We start from the raw sequence: 14406 nt of genomic DNA, 5'->3' as shown, positions 1-14406 counted from the left end.
CCCCGGAGCTGCCGGGCACCGTCAGCCATCTCTCCCCGGCGACCACCCGCGACCCCACCACCGGCGCCAATTTCTACACCGGCGAAATCCAGATCGACGGCGATCTCGTCGCCGCCCTCGGCGACCGCAAGCTCCAGCCCGGCATGCCCGTCGAGGTCTTCATCACCACCGAAGAGCGAACCGCGCTCTCATTCCTGACAAAACCCTTCACAGACCACGCCAGCAGGATCTTCAAGGAAAGGTGAAAAGTATATGCTATTATGAGCTGAAGTATAAAATCTATTTCCTCATTTACGAAATAAAGAATTATTTAAAAATTGAAATCAAGATTTACTTAAATTATATCGGAGTATTACAATTTTACTGCTGTGATTATTCTATCGTGTCTCGAATAAAAAGGGGCATATTATGAATATAATCTCAGTGGCAGTGATCGATGACCACCCGCTTATTACGGAGGGGATTGCCGCTCTTATGCAAAGGAAGGGTGGGTTTATCGTCGTAGCGAAAGGTTCGGCAGCGGAACAACTCGCCGCTATCTCGGAGGCGTATCACCCTGATGCAATGATCGTTGATCTCAGTATGCCGGGCGACGTCTTCCAGGCAATTTCGGACACTGTGAAAGCCGACCCCGAGCTAAAGATTGTCGTCTTCACCGCATCAACAAGCACAACCGATGCCATCCACGCTCTCGATGCGGGGGCAAGTGGCTATGTACTGAAGGGAAGCCCAGCCGACGATCTGCTCGACGCAATCGTTGCTGCGCGACGCGGTGAAATATACATCACTCCTTCCCTCGCGAGCAAGGTGCTATCCGCGCTACGGAGCAAGGCTGTTGAAAGGCGCGCAGTTCACAGCGCTAAGCTGAACGTCCGCGAGGAGCAGATCATTCAACTTCTCCTGCGCGGAAAACTAAATCGCGAAATCGCGTGCGCCCTCTCCCTTAGTGAGAAAACCGTCAAGAGCTATATGACGAACCTGATGCAGAAGCTGAATTGCCGCAACCGCCTTGAGGCGGTCATCGCGGCGCAAAGGCTGATACCGCAAGCCCAAGAGGCCCGCGATATGATCAAGCCCAACTAGGCGCGAGCCAACTCTGCTAATCGCGATCGTATTCCCGGCTGGGGCAAAAGGGCGCGCCCTGCGCTAGACCTGCCATCTCGGGATGCTCTGGATCGTCTGAGATCTGGCGCGCTATCATGGGATCCCACTCTCGGATGCTGGTATCCGAGAGTGGGATACTCCTCTCCCTTGCACCACGGTCGGGTGCACAGGTGTGAGGTAGGGTAACTCGACCTTATCGCCGGTCTCAGCGCTGCCCGCTCAAGCGAAAAAGGTTCGCAATTCTGTTCAGGAATGGTGCCCCTGGCCGGGATCGAACCAGCACTCCTTGCGGAACTCGATTTTGAGTCGAGCGCGTCTACCAATTCCGCCACAGGGGCCCAAGCATGACGCCGCCGATCCTTAGACCGCGGCGCATGCCCTCAACGGGCCGGCGGACTATAGCGATGGCGCGCGCGCGGTCAACGGAGCGTGAGCAGTCATTGTGCAGAACTGTGAATGATGGACAGCCTGACGCTATCGGGGCTAGACAGCCCTGCTAGCGGAGCCAGCCCGGTGGGCCGGCGACGCTCGCCGGAAGGTGGCCTTTGCGCGCTCAGGCGCACTGACGGCTATTGCCCGCTCCTGAGGACTGAACAGCCGCATGTCGGCCCTCATCGGGCGGCGCGGACCGGTGCATGAGCATGTTTCGACGCCTCTATGAATGGACCATGGCGCTGTCGGCCAGCCCGCGCGCGCCCTACGCGCTGGGTGCGGTCTCCTTCGCGGAGAGCTCGTTCTTCCCGATTCCGCCCGATGTGATGCTGGTGCCGATGGCGCTGGCAAGGCCGCAGAAAGCCTGGTTCTATGCGGGGGTCTGCACGCTGACCTCGGTGCTCGGAGGCCTGCTCGGCTATGCGATCGGCGCGTTGCTCTATGATTCGCTCGGCCAGTGGATCATCAAGCTCTACGGCCATGGCGATGGGGTCGAGGCTTTTCGCGCAGCCTATGCGCAGTATGGTGCCTGGATCATCCTGCTGAAGGGGCTGACGCCGATCCCCTACAAGCTGGTGACGATCACATCAGGCTTTGCGGGATACGATCTCCTCTGGTTTGCTGTGCTCTCGATCATCACGCGCGGCGCGCGCTTCTATCTCCTGGCCGGGCTGCTCAATCGGTTCGGCGGGCCGATCCGGCGTATCCTTGACGAGCATTTCACTACGGCGATGATCGTCCTGGCCGTTGGGATCGTGGGCGGCTTCTTCGCCTTCAAGCACCTGTTCTGAGCGGAACGACGCCATGCCCGTCAGCGATTCCTGGCTCGACAAGCTGCTGCGCCCGATGGGGTTGATCCTGCTCCTCGGTCTCGGCTCGACGGCCCTGATCGCAGGCGCATGGTGGTCGCAACTCGTCTGGCATCTCGTGCCCTGCAAGCTCTGCCTCGAGCAGCGCATTCCGCATTACGCCGCCGTGGTGCTTGCCGTCGTGGCGCTGTTGGTCGCTCGCTCTCGTGCCCTGCAAATGACCGCGCTCGCGGGCTTCGCCTTGCTGATGCTCTGGAGCACGGGGCTCGGCGCCTATCACTCCGGCGTGGAATGGGGCTGGTTCCTCGGCCCGAATGATTGCGGCGGCGGTGCCCCGGCGGCTGCCGCAGGCGTCCAGGATTTCATGAAGCAGCTTCAGTCCACGCGTGTGGTTTCCTGTGGTGAAGCAGCGTGGCGCTTCCTCGGATTGTCGCTGGCGGGCTGGAATGCTCTGGCTTCGCTGGGGCTTGCCGCCCTGGCCCTGCTGGGCCTGATCAAGGCCTCGCCGCAAGTCGGATAATCCGCGCCGACCATCTCAGGGCTCGAGTTCGGAATCCCAGTAGAGATAGTCAAGCCAGCTCTCGTGCAGATAGTTCGGCGGGAAGAGCTTGCCGTTGCGGTGCAGGTCGTTGACCGACGGTGTGAAGGGCTTTTGCAGCGGCAACATCCCGACGACGGTCGGCATCTTGTCGCCCTTGCGCAGGTTACAGGGCGAGCAGGCCGCGACCACGTTGTCCCAGGTCGTCAGGCCACCCTTCGAGCGCGGTACGACATGATCGAAGGTAAGCTCATCGCGCGTGCCGCAATACTGGCAGGAGAAGCGGTCGCGGAGGAAGACGTTGAAGCGGGTGAAGGCGGGCGTGCGGGAGGGCTTGATATAGGTCTTCAGCGAGACCACCGAGGGGAGCTTCATGTTGAAGCTCGGGCTGTGCACGACCGTGTCGTATTCCGAGACGATGTTCACCCGGTCCATGAAGACCGCTTTGATGGCGTCCTGCCAGCTCCAGAGCGACAGAGGGTAGTAGCTCAGCGGCCGAAAATCGGCATTGAGCACCAGAGCCGGACAGCCATCCGGAGAGGCCATCGGATGCATCACATGCGCCGTCAAACCCGTCGCACCTCCGCTGATCGAAGCAGGACGAATCCTGCTTACAGCTCAATGTACGCGCGAGACGACAGGAATGTGAAGATGCCGCAGGGCGAAGTTGATGTGCACCATCGTGGCCGGCCTTGAGCCGACCGACGCCATCCATTCTGGATTCAGGGAGGATATCCGGACTAATGCCGGGTCGGGACGTCGGTCAGCGGGTCGGGACCGGCTTTTCCCCGCGATAATCGTAGAAACCGCGCTTGGTCTTGCGACCGAGCCAGCCGGCTTCGACATATTTTACCAACAGCGGACAGGGGCGATATTTCGAATCCGCCAGGCCATCATGAAGCACCTGCATCACGGAGAGGCAGGTATCGAGGCCGATAAAGTCGGCGAGCTGAAGCGGGCCCATCGGATGGTTGGCGCCGAGCTTCATCGCGGTGTCGATCGCCTCGACCGAGCCGACGCCCTCATAGAGCGTATAAACCGCCTCGTTGATCATCGGCAGAAGGATGCGGTTGACGATGAAGGCCGGGAAATCCTCCGAGACCGTCACCGTCTTGTGCAGCTTGTTGATGAAGCTGCGGGCGGCCTCGAAAGTATGGTCGTCGGTGGCGATGCCGCGAATCAGCTCGACGAGCTGCATCAGCGGCACGGGATTCATGAAATGGATGCCGATGAAGCGTTCTGGCCGGTCGGTCGCCGCGGCAAGCCGCGTGATCGAGATCGACGAGGTATTGGACGCGAGCATCGTCTCCGGCTTGATATGCGGGCAGACGGCCGTGAAGATCTTGCGCTTGACCTCTTCGCTTTCGGTCGCGGCCTCGATGATCAGGTCGCAGTCGCCAAGCCCTTCCAGGGTCGGCGTTGGGACGATCTTGGCCATGGCTTCGCGCCGCAGCGAATCATCCATCGCCCCCTTGGTGACCTGACGCGCCATATTGCCGTCGATCGTCGCCAGCGCGGCCTTGATGCGGTCCTCGGCGAGGTCGTGCAGCCGGATGTCGAAGCCCGCGACGGCCGCGACATGGGCGATGCCGTTGCCCATCTGCCCTGCGCCAATGATGCCGATCGTCTTGATCGCCTGGTCCGACATGTCCTGATCCATCTTTCGTCTGATCGCCTTCATCGTGAAAGCGACGCGGGCCGCCCAGAGCAAGCGGCCCGGATATCACATTCGCGCCGCTGGCGTCAGCGGCCGATCCGGTCAGCGCCCGATCTTGGCGAGTTCGGCCTCAAGCTCGGGCATGATGGTGAAGAGGTCACCAACGAGGCCGTAATCGGCGATCTGGAAGATCGGCGCTTCCTCGTCCTTGTTGATAGCGACGATGACCTTCGAATCCTTCATGCCGGCGAGGTGCTGGATAGCGCCGGAGATGCCGACGGCGATATAGAGATCCGGCGCCACGACCTTGCCGGTCTGGCCGACCTGCCAGTCATTCGGAGCATAGCCTGCGTCCACCGCGGCGCGCGAGGCGCCCATGGCGGCTCCGAGCTTGTCGGCGACGGGTTCGATCACTTTGCCGAAATTCTCGGCCGAGGCGAGCGCGCGGCCACCCGAGATGATGATCTTGGCGGAGGCGAGCTCCGGACGATCGGATTTGGCGACTTCCTCGCCCTTGAAGATCGAGGTGCCGGCGTTCTCGGCGGCGGCGACCGTTTCGATCGGCGCAGTTGCGCTGCCGTCGCCGGTCGCCGCGAAGGATGCGCCGCGCACGGTGAGGACCTTCTTGGCCTCGCTACTCTGCACGGTCTGGATCGCGTTGCCGGCATAGATCGGACGCTCGAAGGTGTCAGGCGAGACGACCTTGATGATTTCCGAGATCTGCATCACGTCGAGCAAGGCGGCCACGCGCGGCATCACGTTCTTGCCGGTGGTGGTACCCGGCGCGACGATCGCGTCATAGGGGCCGGCAAGCGAGACGATGAGAGCGGAGAGCGGCTCGGCAAGCCGGTGCTCGTAAGCAGCATCGTCGGCCAGCAGCACCTTCTCGACGCCGTCGAGTTTGGCGGCGGCCTCGGCAACCGCCTTGCAGCTCGTGCCGGCGACCAGGACATGCACGGGCGCGCCGAGCGCCTTGGCGGCGGTCAGGGCCTTGCGGGTGGCCTCGTTGAGGCTCTTGTTGTCGTGCTTGGCGAGAAGCAGCGTCGTCATGATTCAGAGAACTCCTGCTTCATTCTTGAGCTTGGAAACCAGCTCGGCGACCGAGCCGACCTTGACGCCGGCCGAACGGCTCGGCGGCTCGGCGGTCTTCAGGACCTTGAGGCGCGGCACGATGTCGACGCCGAGCGCTTCGGCGGTGGTCTCGTCAAGCGGCTTCTTCTTGGCCTTCATGATGTTGGGGAGCGAGGCGTAGCGCGGCTCGTTCAGGCGCAAATCGGTGGTGACGATCGCCGGTAGCTTGAGACCGACGGTCTGCAGGCCGCCATCGACCTCGCGGGTGACATCGATCGAGCCATCGCCAACCACCACCTTGGAGGCGAACGTGCCCTGCGGCCAGCCGAGCAGAGCGGCCAGCATCTGGCCGGTCTGGTTGCTGTCGTCGTCGATCGCCTGCTTGCCGAGAATGACGAGCTGCGGGCTCTCCTGCTCGACGAGCTTCTTCAGGAGCTTGGCGACGGCGAGCGGCTCGACCGTGCCTTCGGCCTTCACCAGAATGCCGCGATCGGCGCCCATGGCGAGACCCGTGCGAATGGTTTCTGCGGCCTGCGCCGGGCCGATCGAGACGACGATGACCTCGGTTGCCTTGCCGGCTTCCTTCAGGCGCAATGCTTCCTCGACGGCGATCTCGTCGAACGGATTCATCGACATCTTGACGTTGGCGAGCTCGACGCCCGAGCCGTCCGCCCTCACGCGGATCTTCACATTGTAGTCGACAACCCGCTTGACGGGCACAAGGATCTTCATCGTCGCTTCACCGTTCGGGAGAGATACGATCGAGGCCGCGCCGCGCGACGCGGCAGGATGACGGCATCGTGGCTCTCGGCTGGAATGCCGGGGGACCGTAGCGATGGCTCTTTAGGCTTGTCAACGCCGCGAAAGTCGCGGGCGTCACCCTCGTGCGACGCGTCCGAACAGCCTGACGCCGCGATGGATGAAAATCGGGGTCAGTGCTGCGCCGGTGGCAAGCCCGCCCAGATGCGCCCACCAGCCGACATTGCCCTGCGGGTCGATGAAGGCTGACATGAACTGGAACAGGATCCAGGCGCCGAGCGCGTACATCGCCGGGACGTGCAGCGGAATCCATTTGAAGGCGAGGCCCCAGATCCGGACCTGCGGATAGAGCATCAGATAGGAGGCGATGACGCCCGAGATCGCTCCGGATGCGCCGATCAGCGGCTGCTCCGACTCAGGATTCATGACGGCATGCGCCAGCGAACCGGCCAGCCCGCAAAGAAAGAAGAAAGCCAGAAAGCGAAAATGGCCCATCGCGTCCTCGACATTGTCGCCGAAGACCCAGAGGAAAAGCATATTGCCGACGAGATGGGCGAAGCTCGCATGCAGTAGCACATTGCTGAACAGGGTCAGCCAGCCCGGAGCCTGCATGATCTCGATGGGCAATTGCGCGTTGCCGAAGAAGACGGAGGGAATCAGGCCGAAACCGGCCATGACGGCGATTTCGCCCGGCGGTTCATGCAGGAACCAGATCGCGATGTGGATGCCGATGCAGGCACAGATCAGGGCGTAGGTCAGATAGGGTGCGCGCATGAAGCGCAGCGGAACGCCATCATGCAGCGGTACGAACATGTGGGACTCTAGCGGTTCTGCCCGGGAACCCAGAGCACATCGCCCCCGGCCCTGGCATTGAGGAAACGGGAGGCAACGAAAAGGAAATCCGAAAGCCGGTTGATGTATTTCAGCGCCGGCGCGGAGACGCGTTCGCCCTCGGTCTGGGCGAGTTCGACCATCAGGCGCTCCGCCCTCCGGCTGACGGTGCGGGCGAGGTGAAGATACGCGGCTGCCGGTGTTCCGCCGGGCAGGACGAAGGAGCGTAATGGCGCGAGCGTTGCGTTCAGCTGGTCGATTTCCGTTTCGAGGCGGTCGACCTGGGCCTGGACGATGCGCAGTGGTTCATAGGCGAGCGGCGCTCCGGTGTCGGGCGTCGAGAGATCGGCTCCCAGATCGAAGAGGTCGTTGGCGATACGTCCGAGCATCGCATCGACCCCGCCATCCTCGGTTGCGGCATGCAGCCGTGCCAGTCCAACGCAGGCATTGGTCTCGTCGACGGTGCCATAGGCTGCGACGCGCAGGTCGCATTTCTGCCGGCGCGGGCCGGTCGCGAGCCCGGTCGTGCCGTTATCCCCGGTGCGCGTATAGATGCGATTCAGCTTGACCATGACGCGTTATAGCGCGTCGCGTTCGCAACGGAAGGCTTGGCGCGCCGCAGTCCTGTCGAGATTTTCTAGATCAAGCTGCGTTTGGACGTAATCGTCCAAACGCAGAAAACGTGATCGACTCTCATAGTTTAGAGCATGCTTTAGGCGAAAAACCGCTGCCACTTTTTCGCAGCATGCTCTAGCGGAAGGTCAGAAGGTGTAGCCGAGCTTGGCGCCGAAATTGGCGGGGCCGCGCGGCTTGTCCTTGTCGGAGCAGCCGGTGGTGCCGAATTGCTCGAGTGTCGCGATCAGGCTCCAGCGGTCGCTGAGGCGAACGCCGAGGGCCGCAGCGCCGCGCGTGCCGGTGTCGCAGCCGACGACGAGCCGGTTCTCGGGGACGACGGATCCGGTCTTGCCATCATTGACGGCGGCCCCGAAGCTGGCTTCGACGAAGACATTCTTCGAGAGATCGACGGTCCAGGTCGCGCCAGCATAGGCATAGCGTGTCCCGTTGAAATTGATGCTCGAGCCGAGATGGAAGCGCGGCACGAAGGCCGAGGCAATGCGATCGGTCAGTGGGATGACGCGCGGCGTCACGACCTCGCCATTGAAGTTCAGCAGCCCGCTTTCGCGCCCGCCCGGGTTCGCGGGAGCGATGCCGAGGCGCGCTTCCCAGGATGGGATGGGTGCTTCTGTTGCGGGGGCGTAGCTGGAAACTCCGGGAGGCAAAGCCTGCGACTGCGACAAGGCAGGCGAGGCAGCCAGGAAGCCGGCAAGGATCAGCAACGCGACGCGCGGCATGGGCTACAGGTTCTTTTTATCGTTTGAACAAGCGTTAGTGAAACGCATAGACTCGTGTCCAGAATGCGGCAAGCGCGGTTGAGACGCTTGGCGAGTTATCCAGAATATCTGATTTATCAACAGCTTACGCAGGGTCAGTCAGCGCTGCCATGCTTGCTGAAAAATGAGGCGAGCTCAGCCTCCGCGCCACCAGAGCACGCCGATGATCACCAGGATCGCGACGAATTGCAGCACCACGCGCAGTCGCATCAGGTTCTGCGACGTGTTCGCGCTACCGCCGCGCAGCATGTTGGCGAGGCCCAGCAGCAGCACCAGGGCGACGGCGCCGACTGCGATGGGGACGAGCGATCCGGAAATGGTCATGGGCGAGATTTAGAGCGCCGCCGAGAACTTGGCTAGTACGAGAACTTGGTCAGTAAAAGCGCCGCCGAAACCGGCGGCAACATGCCGCTGCGGCCGGCGGCGGTGTCAGCGATAACGCCGCTGCACGATGAGGTGGGCTGCGACGGTCAGCACGAGCGTCGCCGTCATCAGAATGAAGGAAATCGCGCCGCCGAAGGGCCAATTGTTCTGTTGCGCGAACTGGCCATAGACCAGAGGCCCCATCGTCTGGAACTTTGGTCCTCCGAGCAGAACGGGGGTCGCATAGGCGTTCATCGCCAGGATGAAGGTCAGGATCGTGCCGGCGAGAATCCCCGGGAGTGCCAATGGCCAGAGGACGCGGCGGAACATCGCGACCGGGCCGGCGCCCAGGCTGAAGGCCGCTTCCTCGACATTGCGGTTGATACCCTCGATCACGCTCTGCAGGGTCAGCACCATGAAGGGCAGGTTGACGGCGACAATGCCGATGATCACGGCCGTTTCGGTGAACATGATCTCGATCGGCTGATCGATCAGGCCGAGCCCCATCAGTGAGGCATTGAGGGCACCCTTGTTGCCGAAGGCGGTCATCCAGCCGGCAGCACGAACGGCATTGCCGACGAAGGGGGGGAGCCCCACCGCCATGATCAGCAGGTTCTTGAAGCGGTTTTCGGTACGCGCCAGCACATAGGCCAGCGGAAAGCCCATGATCAGGCAGGCGATGGTGCAGATCACCGCAACGCGCACGGTGCGCATCAGCACGTTGAGATAATAGGTGTCGGTGAAGAACTTGACGTAGTTTTCTATGGTCAGTCCGTCGACCATGAACTGGCCCGGAATGAACTGGTTCAGCGAATAGCGGAACAGGATCGCGACCGGGCCGATCAACCCGATCGCGACGAAAATGGTCGCCGGCACGACGAGCGCCCCGGCGAGTCCGGTGCGGCCGCCCGCAACAGCTTCTGGGGCCGTCGTGCTCATGGCCGCATCACGCCTTGAAGACCTTGTCCCACCACTCCTTCATCGCCGAATCGTTCTTGGCGAGGAAGCCGTAGTCGAGATCCTTGAGGCGCTTTTCCTCCTCGGGCGTGAAGCCGATGCGCTTCTGCAGAGCGGGCGCGACGTTGAGGCCGGTGACAGTGCCGTTATAACCCATGTCGACCGCGAAAGCCTCCTGCGGCGCCTTCTCGAGCATGGCGTTCATGTAGGCGTAGGCATTCTCCTTGTTCGGCGAATTCTTCGGAATGACGAAACCGGAGACATAGGCCGGGATGCCTTCAACCGGGGAAACCGCCTCGCAGGGGATGCCGGCATCCTGCCACTGGACAACGCGCGCCTTCCAGATCGCGCTGATGCCGACCTCCTCGTTCTTCATCGCCTGGGCGAAGGCCTCGTTGGTCGGGTACACGCGCGCGCCCGCCTTCTTGACGGCGAGCAGCACCTCCTTGGCCTTGTCGAGGTCGTTCATGCTCGCGCCGTTCGTTGCGGCCATCGAGGCGGCGACGATGATCGACTGATACTGAATGTCGATGAAGCCGATCTTGTTGCCCCATTTCGGGTCGAGCCAATCCTTGAAGCCGGTCGGCGCGGGGCTGATCAGCTTGGGATTGTAGATGACGACGTTGCCGGAATAGATGTGCCCGATGCCGTAGGGATACTTCATTGTCGGCAGCAGGTTCTTGGCGTTCGGGATCTTGGAGAAATCGATCTGCTCCACGACGCCGGCCTCGTTCATCTCGTACATATTGGCGGCCGAAAGCCCATGGATATCGACCGTGCCGCGCGGCAGGCGACGCTCAGCGACCATCTTGGCGCGGCGCGGAGCGTCGCCGGCCTGGTCCTGCAGGACCTCGATGCCCTTGGGCTTGAGGATCGGGTCCTCGATGTTCTTGGTGAGGAGACGGGCATAGTCGCCGCCCCAGGTGCCGACCACGACCTTGCCGCCTGACTGGGCCACGGCCGGGCCGCCCAGCGCCGCGGCGCTTGCTCCCGCCGCGAGACCTTGCAGGACATGGCGCCTGTTGATCTGTTTCATGTGAGTTCTCCCCTGTTGGACGCCTGTCGAGCTAGAGTCCGTGATCGAGCCATGTTTCGACGGAAAGCCGCGATGTGCTTTTCCCGATCATGGCCTTACGGCTCGCGCGGATAGACGAGCCCGGCGTCTTCGGCCCAGCCTATCGTGATGGTATCGCCCGGCTTCGGCTCGATGCTGCCCTGGCGGTTCGGGAGCTGCAGCAGCATCCGGTCGTGCTCAGAGAGACGGACATCGATATCGAGCAGCGCGCCGAGATAGGAGACATGCTCGACGCGGGCCTCGAAGCGATTGACACAAGGTCCGGCCTCGGCTGCCACGGAGATGCGCTCTGGCCGAAGCGCGAGCGTTGCCGCTCCCGTGCCGCTCGCCGCGCCGACACTGATGTCGAGCCCGCCGCGGCTGCGGAAGCGGCCAGGCGCGATGGTTTCTCCGTCGAGGAAGGCACTGCGGCCAATGAAACCCGCAACGAAGCGGTCCGCCGGCTTTTCGTAGAGTTCGCGCTGATTGCCGATCTGCCGGACCTTGCCCTTCTCCATCACCACCAGCCGGTCAGCCATGGTGAGCGCTTCTTCCTGGTCGTGAGTGACCATGATCGTGGTGAGGCCGAGCTTGCGCTGCAGGTCGCGGATCTCGACCCGGACCTCCTGCCGGAGCTTTGCGTCGAGATTGGAGAGGGGCTCGTCGAGCAGCAGCACGTCCGGTTGCATGGCGAGCGCACGGGCGAGCGCCACGCGCTGCTGCTGGCCACCCGAGAGCTGGCGCGGATAGCGCTCGTTGAAGCCCGAAAGCTGGACGAGTCGGAGCGCCTCCGCGACGCGTGGCGCGCGGTCGCCGGGGGGAACCTTGCGCATCTCGAGGCTGAAAGCGACGTTTTCGGCGACGGTCAGATGCGGGAACAGCGCGTAGCTCTGGAAGACCAGGCCGCAATTGCGCTTCCAGGGTGGCAGCACGGTGACGTCGCGCTCGCCGATGGTGATCTTGCCGGCGCTCGGCGGCACGAAGCCGGCGACCATGCGCAAGGTCGTGGTCTTGCCGCAGCCGGACGGACCGAGCAGGACCAGGAACTCGCCATCGGCGATGTCGATGGTGACGTCGTCGACGGCGTTGAAGTCGCCATAGACCTTTTGGAGATGGGTGAGCGAGAGCCGTGCCATGGGTCAGACCACTCGGCTCAGCTTGACGTAACGGTCAGTGATGATCATCGCGGTGCCGATCAGAACGATCTGGATGACGGAAGCGGCAGCAACCGTCGGATCGATCTTCCATTCGAGATATTGCAGGATCGCGATCGGCAGGGTCGTGCGGCCCGGTCCGACGAGGAACAGGCTCATTTCGAGATTGCCGAAGGAGGTGACGAAGCCGAACAGGCCGGCGGCGACGATGCCGGGCCGGATGCTCGGCAAGGTGACACGCCAAAAGGTCTTCCAGGGACCGGCGCCCAGGTTCTGCGCAGCTTCCTCGATGGTGCGGTCGAAGCCGGCAAGGCTTGCCGTGACCAGCCTCACGACCCAGGGCACGACCACAAGCGTATGGGCAGCGATGAGGCCGCCAGCCGAGCCCAGGACCGGCCAGCCCGTCGCGATCTCGGTTTCGATCTGGAAGACGTAGAGCGCTGTGCCGAGCACGATTCCAGGCATCACCAGCGGCAGCAGCAGCAGGGTATTCACCAGCGGGCCGAGAGGGATGCGGTGGCGAACCAGCGCGAGACTGGCCGGGACCCCGAGCGCCAGTCCGATCAGGGTCGCCAGCACGCCGACCTGGAGGCTGAGAACGAAGCCGTCGACGAAGGCCTTCTGGCCGGGAACGGCCGCAAACCATTTCAGGGAGTAGCCTTCGGGTGGGAAGGACGGAATTTCCTGCCGGAAGAAGGCGAGCCAGATCACGAAGACCAGCGGCAGCAGGATGAAGCCTAACGACAGGCCGGCCGCGCCATTCAGCGCAATTCGGCCGAAGCTTGGGCGCTGGGCGGCGCTCAAGCGGCGCCTCCGGCCCGGCCATAGGCCAGTCGCGCAGGGCTTGCTGCGTGCTGGTCGCCTTGCGATTGCTGCTGGCTCGTCACTGCCATGCCCTCCGCCTCTCGATCCGTTCTGGCAGCACGCTGCGGTTCAACTTACAAACAATCAAGCCGGTTTTTGTCGGCCTCTTGCCGCTGCCTGGTCCTCATTGCAGGCGGTTCTTGTGGAAGACCCCGCCCTTCATGATCGCCGACAGGGCCGCGCCCTGGTTCTGGAAGAGGCCAAGATCCTTCAACGGGTCACCATCGACCAGGATGATGTCGGCAAAGGCGCCTGCACGCAGCGTGCCAAGCTTGCCCTCCATCCGCAGCAGATGCGCGCCAACGGTCGTCGCGGAGCGAACGATCTCGATCGGGGAGAGCACCTCGCTGCGCAGCAGGAATTCACGGGACTGATCGACCTGGAGCTGGCCAAGCAGATCGCTGCCATAGGCGACTGGTACGCCGGCGCGCTTGCAGATTTCGAGCGAACGCAGGCCGCCGTCGATGACCAGATCATTCTTGGCCAGCATATCCCCGGTCATGCCGAACTCGGCCGCACGCTCCTTCATCGCGTAATAGGCGACAAGATTGGCGGTGAGCACCATATTGCTCTCGGCCATCAGCTTGGCGGAGGCCTCGTCGATCAGATTGCCGTGCTCGATGGCACGAACGCCACATTGCGCGGCGCGGGTGATGGCCTCGGGTGTATAGGCATGGGCGCAGACATAGCGGCCAAAAGCCTTGGCCTCTTCGACGGCCGCCTTCACTTCGTCGACACTGAACTGCATCGAATCCAGCGGATCATAGGGCGAGGCGACGCCGCCCGACATCATGATCTTGATGTGGTCGGCACCGAGCCGCATCTGCTCGCGCACTGACTTCTTCACCGCAGAAACGCCATCGGAGACGTTCATCGTATAGGCCATGGCGTTGCAGCAATGGCAGCGGGCGCCGAAATCCGTGCGCCGGCGCGGGTCGCTATGGCCACCGGTCGGGCCGATCGCCTGGCCGGCGATGAACAGGCGCGGCGCCGAGATGTCGCCCTTTTCGACGGCTTCCTTGATGCCCCAATCGGCCCCCCCCGTATCGCGCACCGAGGTGAAGCCACGATCGATCATGCCCTTCATCAGCCTGACGGAGCGTGCCGTCATCAGCGTCAACGGCATGCTCTCCATGGCGCGGATATAGACCTCCGAGAGGAAGACATGGACATGGCTGTCGATCAGGCCAGGCATCAGGGTACGCCCGCCGCAATCGATCACATCGGCCTTGGCCGTCTTGATCGGCTTGTCGGAGACCTCGCGGATCGTGTCGCCTTCGACCAGCAGTTCATAGCCGCGGCGCAATTCGCCATGGTCGGGTTCGAGCATGGCGAAATTCTTGAACAGCAGCTGCGCCATCGAGAAGGATCTCCCATGAAGAGGTGCCGGGGCGGCGCCGTCTTTCTCCGTGGCTGATATAT

16 protein-coding genes, 1 tRNA gene and 1 pseudogene are annotated in these 14406 nt (G+C 62.7%); 4 read left to right on the top strand and 14 right to left on the bottom strand.

Annotated features, from left to right (window positions below):
- Both FG93_RS32840 and FG93_RS09980 read left to right on the top strand, forming a co-directional pair.
- Window positions 1–245 (top strand): annotated as a pseudogene (locus FG93_RS32840) (HlyD family type I secretion periplasmic adaptor subunit); the annotation flags it as partial.
- A gap of 178 nt (window positions 246–423) precedes the next feature.
- Window positions 424–1083 carry a response regulator transcription factor gene (locus tag FG93_RS09980; RefSeq protein WP_244448553.1) on the top strand — a complete coding sequence of 220 codons (660 nt, stop codon included), beginning with the start codon at window positions 424–426 and terminating at the stop codon, window positions 1081–1083.
- Between the two features lie 274 nt (window positions 1084–1357).
- Here the strand turns inward: FG93_RS09980 and FG93_RS09975 are convergent.
- Window positions 1358–1442, bottom strand: a tRNA-Leu gene (locus FG93_RS09975).
- A gap of 303 nt (window positions 1443–1745) precedes the next feature.
- Here FG93_RS09975 and FG93_RS09970 point away from each other — a divergent pair.
- Both FG93_RS09970 and FG93_RS09965 read left to right on the top strand, forming a co-directional pair.
- The gene (locus tag FG93_RS09970; RefSeq protein WP_043234120.1) at window positions 1746–2327 is read left to right on the top strand and encodes a YqaA family protein; all 582 of its coding nucleotides are present in this window, start codon (window positions 1746–1748) and stop codon (window positions 2325–2327) included.
- Between the two features lie 13 nt (window positions 2328–2340).
- Window positions 2341–2865, top strand: coding sequence for a disulfide bond formation protein B (locus tag FG93_RS09965; protein ID WP_052513577.1), 525 nt, complete (start codon window positions 2341–2343; stop codon window positions 2863–2865).
- Window positions 2866–2880: 15 nt separating this feature from the next.
- Here the strand turns inward: FG93_RS09965 and FG93_RS09960 are convergent, their stop codons facing one another.
- The 13 genes from FG93_RS09960 to FG93_RS09900 form a co-directional block, all read right to left on the bottom strand.
- A complete protein-coding gene (locus tag FG93_RS09960; protein WP_043234116.1) occupies window positions 2881–3438 on the bottom strand; it encodes an HNH endonuclease in 558 nt (185 codons plus the stop codon).
- 208 nt (window positions 3439–3646) lie between these two features.
- Window positions 3647–4531 (bottom strand): 3-hydroxybutyryl-CoA dehydrogenase, encoded by an 885-nt coding sequence (locus FG93_RS09955; protein WP_043234115.1) that lies wholly within the window; start codon window positions 4529–4531, stop codon window positions 3647–3649.
- A 111-nt stretch (window positions 4532–4642) separates the two neighbouring features.
- Window positions 4643–5590 carry an electron transfer flavoprotein subunit alpha/FixB family protein gene (locus tag FG93_RS09950; RefSeq protein ID WP_043233994.1) on the bottom strand — a complete coding sequence of 316 codons (948 nt, stop codon included), beginning with the start codon at window positions 5588–5590 and terminating at the stop codon, window positions 4643–4645.
- 3 nt (window positions 5591–5593) lie between these two features.
- Window positions 5594–6343: an electron transfer flavoprotein subunit beta/FixA family protein gene (locus FG93_RS09945; protein ID WP_043233993.1), complete on the bottom strand. Its 750-nt coding sequence runs from the start codon at window positions 6341–6343 to the stop codon at window positions 5594–5596.
- Window positions 6344–6487: 144 nt separating this feature from the next.
- On the bottom strand, window positions 6488–7183 hold the full coding sequence (locus FG93_RS09940; RefSeq protein WP_043233992.1) for a rhomboid family intramembrane serine protease: 696 nt from the start codon (window positions 7181–7183) through the stop codon (window positions 6488–6490).
- An 8-nt stretch (window positions 7184–7191) separates the two neighbouring features.
- Window positions 7192–7773, bottom strand: a complete 582-nt coding sequence (locus FG93_RS09935; protein ID WP_043233990.1) for a cob(I)yrinic acid a,c-diamide adenosyltransferase — start codon at window positions 7771–7773, stop codon at window positions 7192–7194.
- Between the two features lie 189 nt (window positions 7774–7962).
- Window positions 7963–8553, bottom strand: a complete 591-nt coding sequence (locus FG93_RS09930; protein ID WP_043233989.1) for a hypothetical protein — start codon at window positions 8551–8553, stop codon at window positions 7963–7965.
- A 174-nt stretch (window positions 8554–8727) separates the two neighbouring features.
- Window positions 8728–8916, bottom strand: coding sequence for a twin transmembrane helix small protein (locus FG93_RS09925; protein ID WP_043233987.1), 189 nt, complete (start codon window positions 8914–8916; stop codon window positions 8728–8730).
- A gap of 105 nt (window positions 8917–9021) precedes the next feature.
- The gene (locus FG93_RS09920) at window positions 9022–9894 is read right to left on the bottom strand and encodes an ABC transporter permease (RefSeq protein WP_043233986.1); all 873 of its coding nucleotides are present in this window, start codon (window positions 9892–9894) and stop codon (window positions 9022–9024) included.
- Between the two features lie 7 nt (window positions 9895–9901).
- Window positions 9902–10948: a PotD/PotF family extracellular solute-binding protein gene (locus FG93_RS09915; protein ID WP_043233984.1), complete on the bottom strand. Its 1047-nt coding sequence runs from the start codon at window positions 10946–10948 to the stop codon at window positions 9902–9904.
- Window positions 10949–11043: 95 nt separating this feature from the next.
- Window positions 11044–12102 carry an ABC transporter ATP-binding protein gene (locus tag FG93_RS09910; RefSeq protein ID WP_043233983.1) on the bottom strand — a complete coding sequence of 353 codons (1059 nt, stop codon included), beginning with the start codon at window positions 12100–12102 and terminating at the stop codon, window positions 11044–11046.
- Between the two features lie 3 nt (window positions 12103–12105).
- Complete coding sequence (locus FG93_RS09905; RefSeq protein ID WP_081881421.1) at window positions 12106–12924, bottom strand: ABC transporter permease; 819 nt, start codon at window positions 12922–12924, stop codon at window positions 12106–12108.
- A gap of 184 nt (window positions 12925–13108) precedes the next feature.
- Window positions 13109–14344: an amidohydrolase family protein gene (locus tag FG93_RS09900; protein WP_043233982.1), complete on the bottom strand. Its 1236-nt coding sequence runs from the start codon at window positions 14342–14344 to the stop codon at window positions 13109–13111.
- Window positions 14345–14406 lie beyond the last annotated feature (62 nt).

The sequence above is a fragment of the Allobosea sp. LC85 genome (assembly GCF_000735605.1).
In the GTDB taxonomy this organism is placed as follows: Bacteria; Pseudomonadota; Alphaproteobacteria; order Rhizobiales; family Beijerinckiaceae; genus Allobosea.
This window is presented reverse-complemented; position numbering and strand designations above follow the sequence as displayed.